The following is a 16,601-nucleotide window of genomic DNA, read 5'->3' as shown; positions in this document are numbered from 1 at the left end:
GCCGCAAAAGGCATCGCTCGCGTTACCTCGGTTTGAACTTCTACCCAGCCTAGTCACTGTCAATGGCGAGCTTGTTATTTAAATTATTATCGTCATATGAAGCGATGTATCACATCGCGTTTGGCCAACCAGAAAGACTCCTCCGTGAGTATTTGGATCTTTTCCGAACCGACCCGACAGGTCGGTTTCTACGGCTGATTTCCTGGGCTGCCGCTACTGGGGGGCTGGATACCGGATATCTTGCATCCACCAGTAAGAGCTAGCCGAAACCGACTCTATGTGTTTTTCATAGGTAAGAATTGACTGTTTCTGGATGATTTGTGCCAAATTTTGAGGCGGATCTATTCTGGCCTTGTAGGCATACCGAATCATCACTCCACGCGCGGGCCCCGACTTTCACTGCTGTTCACGTGCCTCTGCCAAGCGTCACCGTTCGTTCTCAAGAAACACATTCGTCTATGGGGGGGCTGCGAAGATCGAAACCCATGCGTTATTCAGGAGAAAACCCGGAGTCCAACAGTTCAGCCGGCAGCGTTACAGATCCTCGAACGCTTTTAATCTCCGCTGCACAGCGGGCCTGACGAAGGATTCCAAGTTTCCGCCAGCCTTGGTACGGCATCTGGTTGAAGTCGCTCAGGACTACTAAGAGGGGGGGCTCGGCTGTGAATGACGTAGTGGGAAGGGTACCGGCGCACCCGCGCAGTCCATGCAGGCTTTCATTGAAAAATACCGAGATGTCTATGCGTAACCAGTACGCAAATGCTTAAGCAATCATCAGTAGCAGAGAGTCAATATAGAGGTGCTGCCGGCTAGCCAATCGTTAGGTATCGATCAGTGCAATTGTTCCGCAATAAGGAAGGCGAGTCGGCAGATCACTCGCTTATACGATGCTCAGCTTGAGCCATCGAGTCTCCGAATCACCCAGTACCTCATTCCTCTGATGCTCTTAGGTGACAGGGCCCTTAACGACATTTCTGAAGCATTCACTATCGGCACGTGCAACCAGCACATGGCGCGAGACTGGTTCAAAGTTTTAATGAGCTGAATTTGATCGAAAAGTGCCTGAATCGCGAGCGAGATTCAGTTCATGCGTCCCTCGACTAGAGAATTTCAGGATCGATGTACGCTGGAACCTTGGACGAAAGCGTTTGCTTCAATGCACGAGTACCTTCATCCGCCAGAACCTCACTTTCGCCCGCCTCAAGGGCATCGTAGGCTTGGCGGACTACGTCCATCGGGTTCGCCTTCGGCACGTCGAAACCCTTCGTGAGGTCGGTATCTACGAAGCCAACATGCAAACCGACCACCTGAATGCTTCTTTCTTTAAGATGCACCCTGATGTTGTTGGTATAGCTCCATGCCGCTGCCTTCGATGCTGAATACGGTGCAAGCATTGGCACGCTTCTCCAGGTGACATCGGACAATACATTTATGATACCGCCCGTGCCATTGCTGGGAAGGGAAGCCTGAAACGCACGAGTCGTTCGCATAAGGCCATAAAAATTCGTTTCGAAGATTCGCCGCGTTTGATCATCTGCGCCTTCGGAAAACGGCGACTCGGTGATCTCCGCAATCCCGGCATTGTTCACCAGAAGAGTCACATCGGATGCGATCCTTGCCGCCGCGATGACGGACTCTGGATCGGTGACGTCGAGCTTGACTGGAACGAGGCCGGGCTCCGTGAAGTCTTCGGGGTTGCGGATCCCTGCATAGACCTTTTTAGCACCGCGAGCGAGCGCCTCACGGGAAAATGCCAGGCCGAGTCCGCGACTCGCTCCCGTCACGAACACGACTGAATTCTTGATCTTCATATTCAAAACTCCAGGGGCAGTGCAATAGAAGGATCGAAGGCCCTTGCTCGGGATGTCCAGTGCTGGCCAGCCCGAGCAGCCCGCTCTTGGCTTTCCTTAAGTACCAGGCAGGAAAGGTCGTATTGCAGCGGCAGAGATATCTGGCGGCGTCAGTCGGCGATTCGTCGTTGAGCCGCCGATGTAGCGCTCGGCGATCCTCCAACCGTTTTCGGTCTCGCGAAGTCGATCAAGCATTGGCGAATACATCCAGATCATCGGTAGATAATCGCTCTCGGTCAGCTCACCGTCGCTCATTTTCGGAGCGTCTTCCGGTACTGCGTAGCGCACAAGAAGGTTGTGATATCGGACTGCGATGAGTCCATTTTCTTCTTCATCAACAATGTGACCTGAGCCGCAACGACTGATTCCTGGAACCAGATAAGGATAGATCTCAGTGAGAAAATGGCGGATGTTGGATTCGCCGCTTACTTCACCCTTGAAATGAATGACCTTCGCATCAGCAGTAAATGAACTGATCATTTCCTCGAGATCCCATGTCTCGAACAGCCAATTGACTCGGTTGACGAAATCAACTGCACTCGCTCGCTTATCGGGATCAATCTTGTGCGCAGCAACTACCTTCGGAAAGAAGCGCATCTTTACCTCCTAAACAAATAGTTAGCACTGACACTGCAAAGCGAATGCTCGGTTCGCTCGTTCCGTCTTACCCCGATTGGGTAAGGTTCGTTATAGTGCGCTTGGCTCCCACCCACGCCACAAGCCTCTGCAGCAACCGGCCTGTCCACTTGGCCCACAAGCGACGGTCATAGGGCGAACAGCCCTTCAGGCATCTCCTTAGAGCTATGTCCTCAGATGTTGCATAAATTGGCGAATAGCTGTTGCGACCGCCTCGGGACTTTCGGGTGGTGACAGGTGTCCAGTGCCAAACATTTCCGTTCTCCGCGTCTATCTACGTGCTCACGAATGGCAGGTTCGCCGAGGCAATGCGAGGGGCAGCGAATTTCAGTCTAAGCTGTTCGGACGGAGCACAAGTGACAGATCCAAGACTATTTCTGCCACAAATGTTCACTCTAAGCCCGGACGCACGGGGCCTCCTCCAATGAGAAAATTTACGAAACCAGCCGCTCCGCCTGCGAACATGAGGCAAAAGCGGATTGTCATATTGGGTTTGCCACCGGTGGACGCGCTCGACGTGATCGGCCCAGCGGAAGTATTCGCGTGGGCGAATCAACTGGACCGCGGTGGACTTGCCCCTTACTTGCTCGAACTAGTTAGCTCTGCCGCTGATGTGCACCTCGAGAGCGAAACAGGTATTGCACTCAGAGGGCATAGCACACTCGAGCAAGAGCGGCGTGCGAACAAACCCATTGACACCTTGCTCGTGACAATGGGTTCGAGGTCGTTCGAACAGATCGACCAGAAAGCCATAGAGTGGCTTCGAGCGCGCTCGAAGACTGTGCGGCGCGTGTGCTCTATATGTGTTGGGGCGTTCGCGCTGGCTGCCGCGGGTCTTCTGGACGGCCGCAGGGCGACGACTCATTGGAGCGTGGCACGACGCTTGGCGGAGCGCTATCCCAAGGTACAGATCGATCCGTCTCCCATTTGGGTGAAAGACGGCAATGTCTACACGTCGGCTGGCATATCGTCCGGAATCGACCTCGCGCTATCGCTGGTAAGTGAAGATCTTGGAAACGACTTCGCCATGGAGATAGCGAAGAATTTGGTTCTGTACTTGCATCGTCCGGGCGGACAGGCGCAGTTTAGCTTCGCGCTTCAGTCACAGCATGCGCACAATTCAAGTCTGAGCGAATTATGCCTCTGGATCAGTGAGCATCTGCATATGGATCTCACAGTCGAGATAATGGCAGCCAGAGTTTCAACCAGCGTCAGAACGTTGATACGAATGTTTCAGCGAGAATTGCAGACCACACCTGCAAAATACGTCGAAAACGTCCGGCTGGAGGCTGTCTGCCGTTCGCTTGCGCTTGGCGAGAAATCGATGCACGACATCAGTCGCCGGAACGGTTACCACAGCGTCGACGTGCTCAGGAGGGTATTTACGCGCCGCTTCGGCTTGAGCCCAATGGAATATTCCCACCATTTCGGCAAAGGCACCGAGCCGACGGAGTCCGGTTGATATTGGCCTCCAGCACCGACAAGCAATACCCCCAAACCTACCTTCTGAGGCATGAACCGAGCAGGCTGGAGAAAATCATCGGCCGATATGCTGGGTTCTATGGCGACGTCGATCCGGACGACTTCCGACCGGTCACCCTAAACTTCCACACATTCTGCTTCCGTGAACGACAGCCTCCGTCCAAGCCTATAGTTCCCTCGGAGTCATAGGCATGATTCATCACGCGTTCTGGACTAATGCAGCTTTCTTTTCCTTCTGTCTGACCGTCAATATGCCAATAGCGGCGATCAAGCAAAGTACGCAGCCTGTAAAGAACGCGGGTAGATAGCTCAGCAGTATCTCGCGCAACAATCCTGCTGCGAAAGTCGCGATAGCCGGCCAAATTTAGAGTTTGCACGTGGGCCGAGAATCTGGTTGTCGGAGTGCTCCCCAAGATTGCGACTACGGCTTCTCGAAAGCTCTTATTCCCCGTTGTACGGCAGGTCTAGCATCGACTGCATTGAACCACCGCGATAAGCGAGGCAGCGTTGCCCAGTTCAATTTGTCACGTACTGATGCAGCAATGGTGAACGCTGAGATATCTGCCATGGAGAAATGATCGCCAGCCATGAAGGCGTCGGTAAGAAAACTTTCCGAATAGACCAGTTGCTCGATGACAAGCCGCTCGATCTTTGCAGCTGCATCGTCAAGTCCAGTTTGGCGCAAGAAGAAAGCTGCGTGGCTAGGCGCAATGACGTCAGTCACGAAAAAGAAATACCGATCAAAAACCCGATCACGTTCCGATCCAAGTTGTGCGGGGGCTAGCCGGCCGGGAGCACTAGCGTCGGCGAACTGAATGATTGCGTTTGATTGATTGATGATCCGTGCCGGTACTGATGTGTTATCAACCAGAGTCGGGACTTTTCCAGCGGGATTGAGCGCCAGGTACGCCGGGTCGCGGTGCTCAAGTGCCCGCAGATTCAATAGGCGTGCCGTGTACGGCACACCTGCTTCCTCCAAGGCGATTGCAGCCCTCAGGCTGTTGCCGGTTTGGGCGCCGTACAGCTCTATAACAGCGTTCATCAGACACTCCCTCGCGCGGGATTTGGTTAGGCACGCGCTGCCTCAGGATGCGAGGTCGGGGCGACGGCGATGCCATTCGGTACTCTGCTGAAACACGTGGCCAAGATTCAGTAGCCTGTCCTCGGAAAATTGCGCTCCTACCAGCTGAAACACAATAGGAGTCGTGCTTTCACCCACGCCACAAGACAATGTTACCGATGGTCCGCCAATCATGTTGAACGAGCGAGTAAACGTGTGCAGTGCTGTGATCATCTTGAGATCGACATTGGCCATCCGTTCCTTTTCTGATCTCGTAAGGGCTATGGGGTTTAGGTTTTCTCGTTGAAACATTTCAATAGTTCACTTCGAAGCCAGACCTCGGCCGGATCAGATTCATCTGCGCGGCGCCAAACAAGACAGATAGCAGTTTTTCCGAGTGCGGTTTTCTGTAGTTCAGGCGCTAAATTGGGTGCGTGGCCTACACCCACTGAAATGTCGCCAGACATTAACATCTCAGACATTTGTTCGGTATTTGTATACCGTATGACTAACCCTACACCAGGCATTGCTGACGTGATTCTCTTGGTCAACGTAGAGAGCGGAGCGGGTGCAATGTCAAGATTGACACCGATGTGAAACTCAACAGGGCTGATCATTGGCTTAACGTTGCTCATCGCACTCACTGCAGTACAGACTGAATCCAGAGCTGGGGTAAGCATATGTGCAGCGCGTATTGCCATGGCTGTGGGCTCCATCTTCCGCCCAATGTACTCAAACAAGGGGTCGTCAAGCAGTGTGCGTAAGCGCTTCAGCGCTGCATTGACAGCCGGTTGTTTTAGCGACAGCTTCTCCGCGGTACCAGCCATACTCCGCTCTTGAAACAGCGTCTCAAAAATGACTAACAAATTAAAATCGATACCGTACAGATTGCTACGATTCATTGGTTACGGTCGCTTTAAGTTTTTATTCATTGTCCAGCCTGGCCTTATGGCCTAGGTAACCACCATGATGGCGAATACCATAATCGTGGCGCGTGATTCCTTTTTCCTCCATCAGCGTTAGAGTAATAGCGTCACTAATCGCGCTCATGACTGCGATGCTCGCGCTTGGAGTCAAGCCCAAGTAGCAGGGTTCTTCTATAATTCCCATATCGAGAACCAGATCAGCGTTGTCCCTGAGTTCACTTTCTGGATGAGAAGTGATAGCGATAACTTTCCCGGAAGTAAGGTGCCGGCTGAACTTAATCAGTTCAATGACTTCTCGAGTTTTCCCACTGGTAGAAAACGCAAAAATCAGGTCATTTTTCTCGATGACGCCGAGATCACCATGAGCGGCCTCTGCGGGATGAATGTAGACAGCAGGGGTTCCCGTTGAACAAAGCGTCGCCGCGAATTTCTTAGCGATAAACCCCGCTTTGCCGATGCCGGTGATGATCAGTTTTCCCTCACAGGTTTTCATCAGTTCAATGGCTTGGTCGTAACGATCGTCGATTTCAACACTGCTGATAGCCTTGGCTTCTGCAGCCAAAATACCTTTGATTCTATTCAGTCTTTGGCTCATGGCGAGTACCTCGCGCCTATGGAAGTTTTATGCGGTGGGAATCTCGGCCAGAAGCTTGTCTGGCCAAGCATCATGCTTTCAACCGAGTACTGCCCGAGAGCGCCAGACCATCATCTTCTCGACTTGCATTTCCTTCATGGTGTGCGGGATCCCACCTACGCCATGACCGGACAACCGCGCTCCGGCGAACGGCATCCAGTCCACTCGGAACAGTGTGTTCTCATTGATCATGACGGCAGTAGCGTCAAGGTTCTGGTAACACTGCATGGCGGTGTCCAGATCCTGGGTGAACACTGCGGCCTGAAAGGCAAACGGCAGGGCGTTAGCCAGCTTAATTACATCTGCGAGGTCTTCGTAGCCGTACACCGCGATCACCGGTCCGAACACTTCTTTCTGCATCACATTCGAGTTAATCGGCGGATTTAACAACACCGTGGGCGCATAACAGTTGTGACTCAGCGAACTACCGCCTGTGATCAAGCGTGCACCACCGGCAATGGCCTCATCGACCCATTGGCCAACTCGCTCAACTTCGCGTTCGGCGATCAGTGGGCCGACGTCGGTATGGATGCTAGCTGGATCACCGACCATCAAAGCATTACCTATATGGCCTAGACGCACCGCGACCTGTGTGGCGATGCTGCGGTGACAGAAAACTCGCTGCACACTGACGCATGCCTGTCCGGCGTGCCAGAAACCGCCGCGGGCGATACGTGGCAGGGCGTCGTCAAGGTCAGCGTCGGCAGCGACGATCACCGGCGCCACGCCGCCGTGCTCCAAAGCACAACGAGTGCCTGGGGCAAGGGTCGAACGCAACATCCAACCGACGGCAGCGGACCCAATGAAGCTAAAAAAAACCTACTCGCGGGTCAGAAACCAACTTGCCGGTAATAGCGTTTTCAGTTGGCAGCACCATTTGAGCCCAGCCTTTTGGCAGGCCAGCTTCAGCCAAAATATCGAGCAGGGTCTGGCAACTGAGCGGAGTGTTGGCTGCGGGTTTTACGATCACTGGCGCGCTGACAGCAATGGCCGGTATCACCTGGTGCACAATCAAATTGAACGGATGGTTGAACGCCGAGACCGCGGCGACTACGCCGATAGGTTCATATTGGGTGAACGCCACACGATTTGCGGAAGTAGCGTTTAAGCCCATGGGGACAACATGACCGGCTTCAGTGCGAAGTACTTCGATGCAGTTGAGGATACCGTCGATGCCGCGCTCTACTTCAGTGACGGAGTCCTTCAACGGTTTGCCGCCTTCGTTGGCGGCCTGGGTCGCAATCTGTACCTTGCGCGTACTGATCAACTCGGCGGCGCGGTGCAGGATTTCTATGCGCTTTGGCTTTGACAGCCACTGGTTACGGTCGCGGAAAATACTATGCGCGACAGCCAGCGCCTGCTCCACATCTGCCAGGGTAGAGACCTCCACTTTGCCAATGACAGTGCCATCGTAAGGGGAGTGTACAGCCAGGGTTTGTTCAGACATTGGGCTCACCTATCCATTAACGCGATACGCAATGCCCCTAGCCAAAGTGAGCAGGTTTCGCCGCCTACTCTGGTCTGGGGGGGCAATCATCCAAGCGGTAACCTATCCCGCGTACGGCGGGTAGTCGATATAGCCTTCGGCTTCGCCCTGATAGTAGGTGTCACGATCCGGCGGCGTCAGCGGCCAGCCATTTTGCAGTCGCGCCACCAGGTCGGGATTGGAGATAAAGGGTTGGCCGAACGCCGGCAAGTCGATCAGATCGGCTTCGACCAATTCGCGGGCACGCTCCAGTGTCATGTTTCCAGCCAGGATCAATGCGGTCGTGTTCAGGCCTTTGCGGCAGCTGCGTAGGAGTGCCTTCAATGCATCCTCGCGGGCTATCGAATTCTCAGCTGCCAGGAAAAAGTGTGTTTGATCCATGACGTGAACGTAGGCAATATTTCGCTCGCCCAGACCCGCGCAGAGGGCCATGTAGGTTTCGTCGATTTCCGGGTAGAGCGGCATGTCCATCAACTGACCGTAAGGCGAAATACGGATGCCCACACGATCTGCGCCGATGCGCTCGCACACAGCGTCCACCACTTCGAAAACAAAACGCAGGCGGTTTTCCAGGTTCTGCGAGCCGTAGTGATCGGTCCGGTCGTTGACCATCGGGTTGATGAACTGCTCGAGCAGATAGCCGTTGGCGCCATGCAGCTCAACACCATCGAAGCAAGCTTCTATGGCATTAGCAGCGGCCTGGGCGAAGTCTTCGACCACGCGGCGTACTTCGTCGGTCGCTAAGGGACGGGGCGTGGATGTCGGCATAAAACCTGGCTCACCATTCTCGGTGTAGGCGTAGGCTGTAGCGCCATTTGCAGCCTTCCCGGTTGCGCTGACAGGGGCGGCACCGTCGATTTGAAGCGAGGTGTGGGAGACGCGACCCACATGCCACAACTGGGCGAAAATCTTGCCGCCGACGCTGTGCACCGAATCAGTGGCGAGTTTCCAGCCAGCAATTTGCTCTGGCGTGTAAATGCCTGGGTTGAACAGGTAGCCCTGGCCCTCTCGCGAGATAGGCGTACCTTCGGTAACTATCAAGCCAGCTGTTGCGCGTTGGGTGTAGTACAGCGCCGTTTGTTCAGTGGCGATGTCTTGAAAAGCACGGGAGCGTGTCATCGGGCCCATGACGAAGCGGTTCTTCAGAACCAGGTCGCCCAGTTTGAAATCGTTAAAAAGACTCAAGGTAAAATTTCCCGCGTGGAATGTTGAAGTTGGCGCAATCAGCAGGCCATCGATGGCTTGATGGCCTGCCGACCCGAGGTCAAGGTTTCGGAAGTGGATGGTCAATGAACATTTGGTTGAGATAGTTCACGACATCGTGTTCGCCCGGGCCTGCGCTATTGCGCAGTTGGCGGCCAGCATCAACGACGACCTCGGTTGTCGCAGTCTCCAGCAACGCCATCGTTTGCTCGATGAAGGGCTCCAGTTGCAAGGCGCGTTCGTCACCGCTTTTATAAACGAGGTCGGTATCAACCCAAGGTGGCGCAATTTCCAGGACGTGCACGCTGGTGTTGCGCAACGCGAAGCGTTGGGAAAGCGAATAAGAGTGGATGGCGGCTTTGGTCGCGGAATAGAGCGCGAACATTGCCATCGGAATAAAAGCAGCCGTGGAGCTATTGTTGATGATGTACGCCAGTGGTTGGCGTTTCAGGTGTTCGATGAACGCGCCACTGATACGTACCGGTGCCAGCAGGTTCGTGTCTACCAGGTAAGTGGATTGTGCATCGTCGAGCGGGCCCGTTACATCGTCGAACGGCATGATGCCGGCGTTATTGATGACGACATTCAATTCCGGGTACTTATGGATGAGATCTGCCGCGACGCTGGCGATCTCCGCCGGGTTACTCACGTCGATTTCTACCGAATCTATACCAGGGTTGGCTTGGGTGATTTCATCCAGCAGTGCCTTGCGGCGGCCGCCGATAATTACCTTGTTTCCTTTACTGTGAAAGGCCTCGGCAAGCCCGCGTCCAATGCCAGAAGTTGCTCCTGTAATAAATATAGTATTGCCACTGATTTTCATTGCAGGTACCTCTGTGGAGAGTTGTGGTTAGGGATTTTTTCGTCGAAAAAACCTTAATGAAAATGTTTACGCTTACCTGATTTAGTTTGGCCGCAGGAAGTGAAATACAGCCGGCAGCCAGTCAGATGACGCCTGCACCCAGTCAATCCAAGAGTTAAAAATGGAGCATGCGAAGACAACAAACACCCAACGCATGCGCCAAAAAAAATCACGACTCAAATGCTTTTTTATTAGCACGAACGAAGTCGCTAACTGTTTGTGGAGGCTGACCCGTTACCTCGCCAATCACTCCATCTTCACCAGCAAAAATTCCGTTCTGGTAGTCGATAGCAACGGCAAGGAAATGCTGGATCAAAAAGTCCGGCAGATTGTAGGTCTCCAAGTGCTTGCTATATTCTTCGATGGTCGATGGGCTGTAGGTGATAGTTCGGCCTACAACGCTGCTGATCTCATCGGCAATTTCTTCGTGGTCCAGTTCGACCGGGCCATAAAGTGGGTAGGTCTTTCCGATATGACCAGAAGGCTGCGTGAGAACGGTGGCGATAAATCGAGCTTGATCTTCAGCGGCAATCGGCGCGTGTCTTCCACCACCATATGGCAGCGTGATCTTGTCTTCTTTAACGATCTGATCAAGGACCCACGGGAAGATCAGCCATTCAGCAAAGAACGTCGGGCGGATATGGACGGTCGGCACACCAGACCAGTCGAAAATGCGCTCGGCAATCCAATGGTCGCGGGCCGCGTGGCTCAACGAGTCTTCACGAGCAGAAATCTGCGACATTTCCACGACGACCTCGACGCCCGCTCGTTTAGCAGCATCTGCAAAGTAGGCAGTCGCCTGGATGTAGCCTGGCCGAACGGGGTAACACAAATAAGCACCTGTGATCCCATCCATCGCCCGGATGATGTCGTCATGCTCCAAGAGATCGCCAACAAATATTTCGGCGCCCTCATTCTTTAGTGCTTCGCTACGTTCGTCTTCTTTGTGAACGAAAGCTCGTACCGCGTGCCCTCCGTTGAGGAGATAACGAATGGTATACACGCCTGTTTTCCCGGTGGCCCCGGTGACGAGATACTTACGTTGCTGCATGATAAATTCTCCGGTGTTGGTGATACGCACGTTGCTCGGCGGAGGACACTGCGTCAGGTCTTATCAAGACTGAAGTGTCGTAGAGCGTTCTGCTGCGCAACGTCGTTTGTCAGCTGTCGAAGGGGGCGTTATCAATCAGGTCGCACACGTTCGGGCAATCGAAACCATGGATGTGGCGACGTCCGACGTCAGCGAGCCCGGTGCCGATGGCAGTAAAAGGTTTTTTCCGGGCGACTTCGGCAACTGCCTCGGTAAAGGCGGCCTTCATCCCGATACGAGGGTAGAGTGCGAGGGCATCTTCGATCAGCGAAGGCGTGATCTGCTCAATGTTCAGCCCCATAACGTCGACATGGGCGCCGAGGTAAATGAGGGCAATCTCCGGCTGTTTGCGGTCGGCGATGCCAGCACTCGAGTGAAGCGCGATTGCATCCCACACGAGTTCAGTTTTCGACTTCGAATAACCGTTCTCAAGCAGGAAGCGGCTAGCGGCATCTGCGCCGTCGACTTCAAAGCGTTGGTCGGCAGAGAATTCGTTTGTCAGTCCCAGATCGTGTAAAAGCGCGGCGAGGTAAACCGTCTCGCGGTCGTATTTCAGACCACGTTGTTGGCCCAGGAATTCGGCAAACCACCATGTCCGGTGCACGTGGTGCAAAAGCGCCTTTGAGTGGACGCGCTCGACGAGGGCAGACGCTTTACGGGCGAGTTCAGAGTCTGGAGCACTGAAGCCACCGATGATGATTGGTGTACTCATGATTGCTTCCTCAGCGTTGAATCGGGTTGAAGTTCAGTCTAGGTATTTTTGCTTGGCGTAATTGACTATTTTCGGTCTTTTTGTGCCAATATGCTTATCTCGTATGTGTGGGGAGATAGCCGTGAGCAAGTCAACGAAAGCAAGCCATCCGCTTATCAGTGCCAAGCAAAAGCGAGTGGTGATTTTGGGGTTGCCTCCAGTGGACTCGCTCGATGTGACCGGCCCAGCTGAGGTGTTTGCCTTTGCTAATCGGTTGCATCGCGGTGACACCGCACCCTATCTACTCGAGCTGGTCGCTGCAGGCGCCAACGAGCACCTGGAGAGCAGCACGGGCATCGCGCTGATGGCACACAAGACGCTTGACCAAGAACGTAGTGACAACGAAGCAATTGACACGTTGATCGTGACGTCGGGCTGGAAAGCTCGGGAGCAGGTGGACGAGTCCGCTATCGATTGGATAAGAACAAAGTCCGAGAGTGTTCGGCGGGTGTGTTCGATCTGTGTCGGGGCGTTCGCTCTGGCTGAGACAGGACTTTTGGATGGTCGCAGGGCAACGACTCATTGGCGTATGGCGCGAAGCCTGGCCGATAGCTACCCCCAGGTGCAGGTCGATCCTAATCCGATCTGGGTCAAGGACGGCAACGTCTACACGTCAGCCGGTATTTCCGCCGGCATCGATCTTGCGCTTGCGTTGGTCAGCGAAGATTTGGGCGATGAAGTGGCTATGGAGATCGCGAAAAATCTTGTCCTCTTTCTGCGGCGTCCTGGCGGGCAGGCGCAGTTCAGCGTTGCTCTTCAATCACAGCATGTTCCTGGTTCCAATCTGGATGAGTTGTGCCTGTGGATTGCGGAACACCTGCACTCGGACCTGACAGTAGAAATACTCGCGGACAAGTTCTCCACCAGCGTCAGGACGTTAATCCGCTTGTTCCAACGAGAGTTGCAGACCACGCCGGCGAAGTATGTCGAGGACGTACGAATAGAAGCTGCCTGTCGCTCGATTGAACTGGGTGGACGGTCTATGGAAGAGGTCGCGCGGCGGAGTGGCTACCACAGCGTGGATGTCCTGAGAAAAGCCTTCGTGCGGCGGATTGGCGTGAGCCCGAAGGAGTATGCACAACGCTTCTCGCCCAATGGCGAGATGGCGTAGTTCGCTGCGATGGGCAAAAGACTAGGGCGCGGCATAAAATGCCGCCGTCCCCATTACGGAAAACGAATTCACTCCGTAAGTCAGTGCACATGCGGCTTGCAAATGGTGCCTGTCATAGGGTTTTTCAGAAACGGAACTGTGTCGGGTGACAGCGCTATCCAAATCCCCATGGCTCCGAGGAACACGGCGATTGGAATCGCGAGCTTATGCCCACTGGGCAGTACCTTTTCAGCGAACATCAACAGGGTCAGCAATGCCATCCAGATAGGACTCATGACGCCGACAGCGAACATCACCGCCATCATCGCCCAGCAGCAGCCCACACAGACCATGCCGTGTCGCGCGCCCATCAGAACAGCCCCGAAATCGCCCCCTCGCCAATATTGAGCGAAAAAAGACAGCGGCGAACGGCATCCCGTAAGGCAAACATTTTTCAAGGCCGAGACCTGGAAGATTCCCGCGATAATCAAAACAGCGCCAGCCCAATAGGGACCAGCGCTGTACCACGCAAGAAACTCGAGGTTGAGGGCACGAATCGCATAGTCCAGCAGATAGGCCGCCAAACCGTAGCCGATCCAGGCGACGCCATAGCCCGCTATAAAGCAAGCCATGCGCCGCGTTCGTGCAAGTGATTTTCCTCCGCGGGACTTCAGCATGGCGGCAAACGCCGCAATGTAGTTGAGTTCTGACGGCAGCATCATTGCCGTCAACATGACAACCCAACCAATAAGGTAGGCGGGTAAGCCGTGTAGCGGGGTTCCTGGCCCCTCATCCATGTCACCCATGACCACCAGCATTTCGAACCAGGCGGCGAGGCTGAGCGCAACGACAACTATCGTCCAGCCTAAGCCCGCTTGACCCCGCCCGAGCGCAGAAGCTGCGGATCGTGAAGCGGAGAGGACCGATTTCATCATGGTGCGTCCGGTCCGTGCCAGTCGAAGGGGATATGCTTACTCGCTTGGCCGGCCGGGATGTTTTGATCGAACCCAAATGCCTTCCAACGGCCCGCAACGCTTTTGCCCCAAGTCACGGGCGCGTCGGTGGGACCGACTTCGCTGCCGGGTGGATTGAAGCTCTGTAGCAGTTTGGTCGGATCGGAGGTCGGCCCCTTCATGGCCTGCCCACTCGCCTCGACCTTGTCATCGACGGTCACCCGCCAGTGTTCGAGCGTGCTCTCGATGTCGACTGAAATCTTCGCAAACTCGACGCCCCTGAGCTCACGCACGTGCGTTGGTACGAACTGTGTCATCCAGCCGCCGGCCTGGCCGGTGAAAATTGCTGCCAAAGCCGCCCGCTGTGCATCGTCGGCGGCAGCGTCGAGGAATACACCCGCATCCAGCCAAGCTCCGTCCCAAAGGTTGCCGGTGAAGTTGGCGAGCAGGACCACCTTCAGACCTGCCATAGGTGTCGGGCCGTAGTGACCCTCATTGATTCGGTACGCCCACAGTACTTCGCAATGATTGCCTGTGGGAGGTTGAGCGAACGTGCATGGGCACGGTGAGTTGCACGAACAGACGTCCAGCCATTCACCTGCAATTCGCCACTCTGGAGTTGCGACTGATGCTACTTCGTTTGTCATCTCCTACCCCTTTAGTTTGGTGGTGAAACTTTTGACATGATGATTCGCAGGCGTGATAGTGTCTCGTGGCGATATCGACATAAACAGGGTTAATACCGACACATGACCAGACCTCTCACAATTGAAATCGGCATCGTCCTTTTTCCTGGCGTACAGCTTGCGGCCGTGCACGGTTTGATTGATCTATTCGGGGTTGCGGATCGCTTTGCGGCGCAGCACTACAAAGAGGCGGGCGTTTTCCTGCAGGTCAGCCAATGGCAGGTTGAGGGACCCAGTGGCACACCTGTCAGAGTCGGGGAGAAGGCGGGGGAGGCCGGCGGCTCTCCTACAGTGCTATTGATGCCACCTCGCTTGGGTACGCAAGTCTCGTCGCAGGAAGCTGCACCGTTTGTTGACTGGCTCCTCGGCCATCATCGCGCGGGCACAACGTTGTGTTCTGTCTGCGGAGGGGCTTTCCTGTTGGCTGAAACCGGTCTGCTGGCGGGGCGATCGGTCACCACGCACTGGGACCATGCCGACTTGTTTCGGCAAAGGTTTCCCGATGCGCATCTTGATATCGATCGGCTTGTCATTGATGACGGCGATATCATCAGCGCAGGGGGCCTGATGGCGTGGATTGATCTCGGTTTGAAATTGGTCGACCGTTTTCTAGGGCCGGTCATCATGGCGGAAACCGCACATTATTTGCTGGTAGATCCGCCCGGCCGAGAGCAGCGCTACTACAGTGCTTTTTCTCCAAACCTGACTCATGGCGACGCCCCGGTTCTGAAAGTCCAACATTGGCTACAGGCGACGGGTGCGAAAGATACGGCCCTTGCGTCGATGGTTCTGCGCTCCGGCCTAGAAGAAAGAACGTTTTTGCGGCGTTTTCGCAAGGCCACGGGCTTCACCGCTATCGATTATTGCCAGAGGCTGCGAGTTGGCCGTGCCCGGGAGATGTTGCAATTCAGTACATTGCCGATCGAGGCTATTGCGTGGGAAGTTGGTTACAGCGACCCCGGCGCGTTCCGCAAAATTTTCATCAGGGTTACTGGGTTGACCCCGGGCGAATACAGGCAGCGGTTTAGCGTCAATCGAATCTAACTTGAGCTCAATGCCTTAGACCTAAGTGCTTGGTCGGTATGTCATTCATCAATTTCGAAGGGAGCGCACTGGAGATCATTCGCAGATCTCCATAAGGTTCAGCAAATCTTCCGCGCACTCTTGCGCAGAAAGCGATTGAGACAGGCCGAGGCGCAGCGTTCCCCTGTAGTCATAAACATAGCTCGTGGTTGAGTGAGACAGTGTGTACGTCGATCCGCTGGGAATTTTCTCGTAGGCCACATTGAACTCTTTCGCGGTGGCGGCCGTTTCCTTCGGCGTGCCGTAAAGGGCAACAAATGATGGATCAAAGGATTTGACGTAGGCATCCAGTCTCGCCGGTGTATCCCGTTCGGGGTCTAAGGTGACGAATATGACCTGGAAACGCTCGCCGTCTTTGCCCATCATTTTTTTGATTTCTACCGCGCGAGCCAAGGCAGTGGGGACGATCGAAGGGGATTTGGTAAAGCCAAATATCACCATTGGCATCATGCCGCGAAAGCTTGAGAGCGACGTCTCATAGCCATCGGTATCCGTTAACTTGAATGTGCGCCCAAGTATCTGATTACTCAGATCCTTGCCGTACTTGTACAGCGGCCTACCTCCAGAATCGCAGCCGGCCAGTAGGCTGAGACTCAATACTCCTAAGTCTGCAATAACCTTGCGGCGACTTACCAAAACACTCATTCGTCTAGCCTCGTTCGGTCACCGGCACGGTGTCGAAAAATGCCGCTCACTCGAATTTTGCTCCTTGAAAATGAAGTCGCCCGATGTTTAACGTGTCTTTCAGTTTGGCAATATTAACTATTTAGAATGATTTGTGCCAATATGCGCCCATGACAAAGGTGGGA

The 16,601-nt window shown here is 54.4% G+C and carries 18 protein-coding genes; 3 read left to right on the top strand and 15 right to left on the bottom strand.

What is annotated here, in order from left to right; all coding sequences use genetic code 11:
* Positions 1–1,100 precede the first annotated feature (1,100 nt).
* Both IQK56_RS02225 and IQK56_RS02220 read right to left on the bottom strand, forming a co-directional pair.
* Entirely contained in the window at positions 1,101–1,811 is a 711-nt protein-coding gene (locus IQK56_RS02225) for an SDR family oxidoreductase (RefSeq protein WP_008071430.1), read from the bottom strand.
* 96 nt (positions 1,812–1,907) lie between these two features.
* Positions 1,908–2,447 carry a hypothetical protein gene (locus tag IQK56_RS02220; protein ID WP_008071431.1) on the bottom strand — a complete coding sequence of 180 codons (540 nt, stop codon included), beginning with the start codon at positions 2,445–2,447 and terminating at the stop codon, positions 1,908–1,910.
* Between the two features lie 463 nt (positions 2,448–2,910).
* On the opposite strand from IQK56_RS02220, the gene IQK56_RS02215 reads away from it, so the two are divergent.
* The gene (locus IQK56_RS02215) at positions 2,911–3,948 is read left to right on the top strand and encodes a GlxA family transcriptional regulator (protein ID WP_193861957.1); all 1,038 of its coding nucleotides are present in this window, start codon (positions 2,911–2,913) and stop codon (positions 3,946–3,948) included.
* Between the two features lie 441 nt (positions 3,949–4,389).
* On the opposite strand, the gene IQK56_RS02210 is transcribed toward IQK56_RS02215, so the two are convergent.
* The 10 genes from IQK56_RS02210 to IQK56_RS02170 form a co-directional block, all read right to left on the bottom strand.
* On the bottom strand, positions 4,390–5,010 hold the full coding sequence (locus IQK56_RS02210) for a glutathione S-transferase family protein (protein ID WP_024777170.1): 621 nt from the start codon (positions 5,008–5,010) through the stop codon (positions 4,390–4,392).
* A 42-nt stretch (positions 5,011–5,052) separates the two neighbouring features.
* Positions 5,053–5,283, bottom strand: a complete 231-nt coding sequence (locus tag IQK56_RS02205) for a hypothetical protein (protein WP_008071435.1) — start codon at positions 5,281–5,283, stop codon at positions 5,053–5,055.
* A 35-nt stretch (positions 5,284–5,318) separates the two neighbouring features.
* Positions 5,319–5,930 carry a LysR family transcriptional regulator gene (locus tag IQK56_RS02200; RefSeq protein ID WP_193861958.1) on the bottom strand — a complete coding sequence of 204 codons (612 nt, stop codon included), beginning with the start codon at positions 5,928–5,930 and terminating at the stop codon, positions 5,319–5,321.
* A 22-nt stretch (positions 5,931–5,952) separates the two neighbouring features.
* Positions 5,953–6,549, bottom strand: a complete 597-nt coding sequence (locus IQK56_RS02195) for an SIS domain-containing protein (protein ID WP_008071439.1) — start codon at positions 6,547–6,549, stop codon at positions 5,953–5,955.
* Between the two features lie 78 nt (positions 6,550–6,627).
* Positions 6,628–7,368, bottom strand: coding sequence for an aldehyde dehydrogenase family protein (locus tag IQK56_RS31375; RefSeq protein ID WP_279649173.1), 741 nt, complete (start codon positions 7,366–7,368; stop codon positions 6,628–6,630).
* Positions 7,369–7,396: 28 nt separating this feature from the next.
* Entirely contained in the window at positions 7,397–8,035 is a 639-nt protein-coding gene (locus tag IQK56_RS31370) for an aldehyde dehydrogenase family protein (protein ID WP_279649171.1), read from the bottom strand.
* Between the two features lie 102 nt (positions 8,036–8,137).
* Positions 8,138–9,259, bottom strand: a complete 1,122-nt coding sequence (locus IQK56_RS02185; RefSeq protein ID WP_193861973.1) for an alkene reductase — start codon at positions 9,257–9,259, stop codon at positions 8,138–8,140.
* 79 nt (positions 9,260–9,338) lie between these two features.
* Positions 9,339–10,100 (bottom strand): SDR family oxidoreductase, encoded by a 762-nt coding sequence (locus tag IQK56_RS02180; protein ID WP_024777175.1) that lies wholly within the window; start codon positions 10,098–10,100, stop codon positions 9,339–9,341.
* 208 nt (positions 10,101–10,308) lie between these two features.
* A complete protein-coding gene (locus IQK56_RS02175) occupies positions 10,309–11,190 on the bottom strand; it encodes an NmrA family NAD(P)-binding protein (protein WP_063321042.1) in 882 nt (293 codons plus the stop codon).
* 109 nt (positions 11,191–11,299) lie between these two features.
* Positions 11,300–11,941 (bottom strand): HD domain-containing protein, encoded by a 642-nt coding sequence (locus tag IQK56_RS02170; RefSeq protein ID WP_024777177.1) that lies wholly within the window; start codon positions 11,939–11,941, stop codon positions 11,300–11,302.
* Positions 11,942–12,044: 103 nt separating this feature from the next.
* On the opposite strand from IQK56_RS02170, the gene IQK56_RS02165 reads away from it, so the two are divergent.
* Complete coding sequence (locus IQK56_RS02165; RefSeq protein WP_032830645.1) at positions 12,045–13,091, top strand: GlxA family transcriptional regulator; 1,047 nt, start codon at positions 12,045–12,047, stop codon at positions 13,089–13,091.
* 80 nt (positions 13,092–13,171) lie between these two features.
* Here the strand turns inward: IQK56_RS02165 and IQK56_RS02160 are convergent, their stop codons facing one another.
* Both IQK56_RS02160 and IQK56_RS02155 read right to left on the bottom strand, forming a co-directional pair.
* Positions 13,172–14,005 carry a DUF2182 domain-containing protein gene (locus IQK56_RS02160; protein WP_193861960.1) on the bottom strand — a complete coding sequence of 278 codons (834 nt, stop codon included), beginning with the start codon at positions 14,003–14,005 and terminating at the stop codon, positions 13,172–13,174.
* Positions 14,002–14,670: a DUF1326 domain-containing protein gene (locus tag IQK56_RS02155; protein ID WP_246500121.1), complete on the bottom strand. Its 669-nt coding sequence runs from the start codon at positions 14,668–14,670 to the stop codon at positions 14,002–14,004. The genes IQK56_RS02160 and IQK56_RS02155 overlap by 4 nt, the downstream gene beginning before the upstream one ends.
* Positions 14,671–14,772: 102 nt before the next feature.
* On the opposite strand from IQK56_RS02155, the gene IQK56_RS02150 reads away from it, so the two are divergent.
* Positions 14,773–15,753, top strand: a complete 981-nt coding sequence (locus IQK56_RS02150) for a GlxA family transcriptional regulator (protein ID WP_193901521.1) — start codon at positions 14,773–14,775, stop codon at positions 15,751–15,753.
* Between the two features lie 75 nt (positions 15,754–15,828).
* On the opposite strand, the gene IQK56_RS02145 is transcribed toward IQK56_RS02150, so the two are convergent.
* The gene (locus IQK56_RS02145; protein ID WP_193861961.1) at positions 15,829–16,437 is read right to left on the bottom strand and encodes an SCO family protein; all 609 of its coding nucleotides are present in this window, start codon (positions 16,435–16,437) and stop codon (positions 15,829–15,831) included.
* Between the last annotated feature and the right edge of the window lie 164 nt (positions 16,438–16,601).

This window comes from Pseudomonas cyclaminis (assembly GCF_015163715.1).
GTDB classification, from domain to species: Bacteria; Pseudomonadota; Gammaproteobacteria; order Pseudomonadales; family Pseudomonadaceae; genus Aquipseudomonas; species Aquipseudomonas cyclaminis.
The sequence above is the reverse complement of the archived record's forward strand: the minus strand, read 5'-3'. Positions and strand labels throughout refer to the sequence as shown.

Coding starts and splice junctions, on each gene's coding strand:
- IQK56_RS02225 (WP_008071430.1), bottom strand. CDS start 1,811: ATGAAGATCAAGAATTCAGTCGTGTTCGTGACGGGAGCGAGTCGCGGA.
- IQK56_RS02220 (WP_008071431.1), bottom strand. CDS start 2,447: ATGCGCTTCTTTCCGAAGGTAGTTGCTGCGCACAAGATTGATCCCGAT.
- IQK56_RS02215 (WP_193861957.1), top strand. CDS start 2,911: ATGAGAAAATTTACGAAACCAGCCGCTCCGCCTGCGAACATGAGGCAA.
- IQK56_RS02210 (WP_024777170.1), bottom strand. CDS start 5,010: ATGAACGCTGTTATAGAGCTGTACGGCGCCCAAACCGGCAACAGCCTG.
- IQK56_RS02205 (WP_008071435.1), bottom strand. CDS start 5,283: ATGGCCAATGTCGATCTCAAGATGATCACAGCACTGCACACGTTTACT.
- IQK56_RS02200 (WP_193861958.1), bottom strand. CDS start 5,930: ATGAATCGTAGCAATCTGTACGGTATCGATTTTAATTTGTTAGTCATT.
- IQK56_RS02195 (WP_008071439.1), bottom strand. CDS start 6,549: ATGAGCCAAAGACTGAATAGAATCAAAGGTATTTTGGCTGCAGAAGCC.
- IQK56_RS31375 (WP_279649173.1), bottom strand. CDS start 7,368: ATGTTGCGTTCGACCCTTGCCCCAGGCACTCGTTGTGCTTTGGAGCAC.
- IQK56_RS31370 (WP_279649171.1), bottom strand. CDS start 8,035: ATGTCTGAACAAACCCTGGCTGTACACTCCCCTTACGATGGCACTGTC.
- IQK56_RS02180 (WP_024777175.1), bottom strand. CDS start 10,100: ATGAAAATCAGTGGCAATACTATATTTATTACAGGAGCAACTTCTGGC.
- IQK56_RS02175 (WP_063321042.1), bottom strand. CDS start 11,190: ATGCAGCAACGTAAGTATCTCGTCACCGGGGCCACCGGGAAAACAGGC.
- IQK56_RS02170 (WP_024777177.1), bottom strand. CDS start 11,941: ATGAGTACACCAATCATCATCGGTGGCTTCAGTGCTCCAGACTCTGAA.
- IQK56_RS02165 (WP_032830645.1), top strand. CDS start 12,045: ATGTGTGGGGAGATAGCCGTGAGCAAGTCAACGAAAGCAAGCCATCCG.
- IQK56_RS02160 (WP_193861960.1), bottom strand. CDS start 14,005: ATGATGAAATCGGTCCTCTCCGCTTCACGATCCGCAGCTTCTGCGCTC.
- IQK56_RS02155 (WP_246500121.1), bottom strand. CDS start 14,670: ATGACAAACGAAGTAGCATCAGTCGCAACTCCAGAGTGGCGAATTGCA.
- IQK56_RS02150 (WP_193901521.1), top strand. CDS start 14,773: ATGACCAGACCTCTCACAATTGAAATCGGCATCGTCCTTTTTCCTGGC.
- IQK56_RS02145 (WP_193861961.1), bottom strand. CDS start 16,437: ATGAGTGTTTTGGTAAGTCGCCGCAAGGTTATTGCAGACTTAGGAGTA.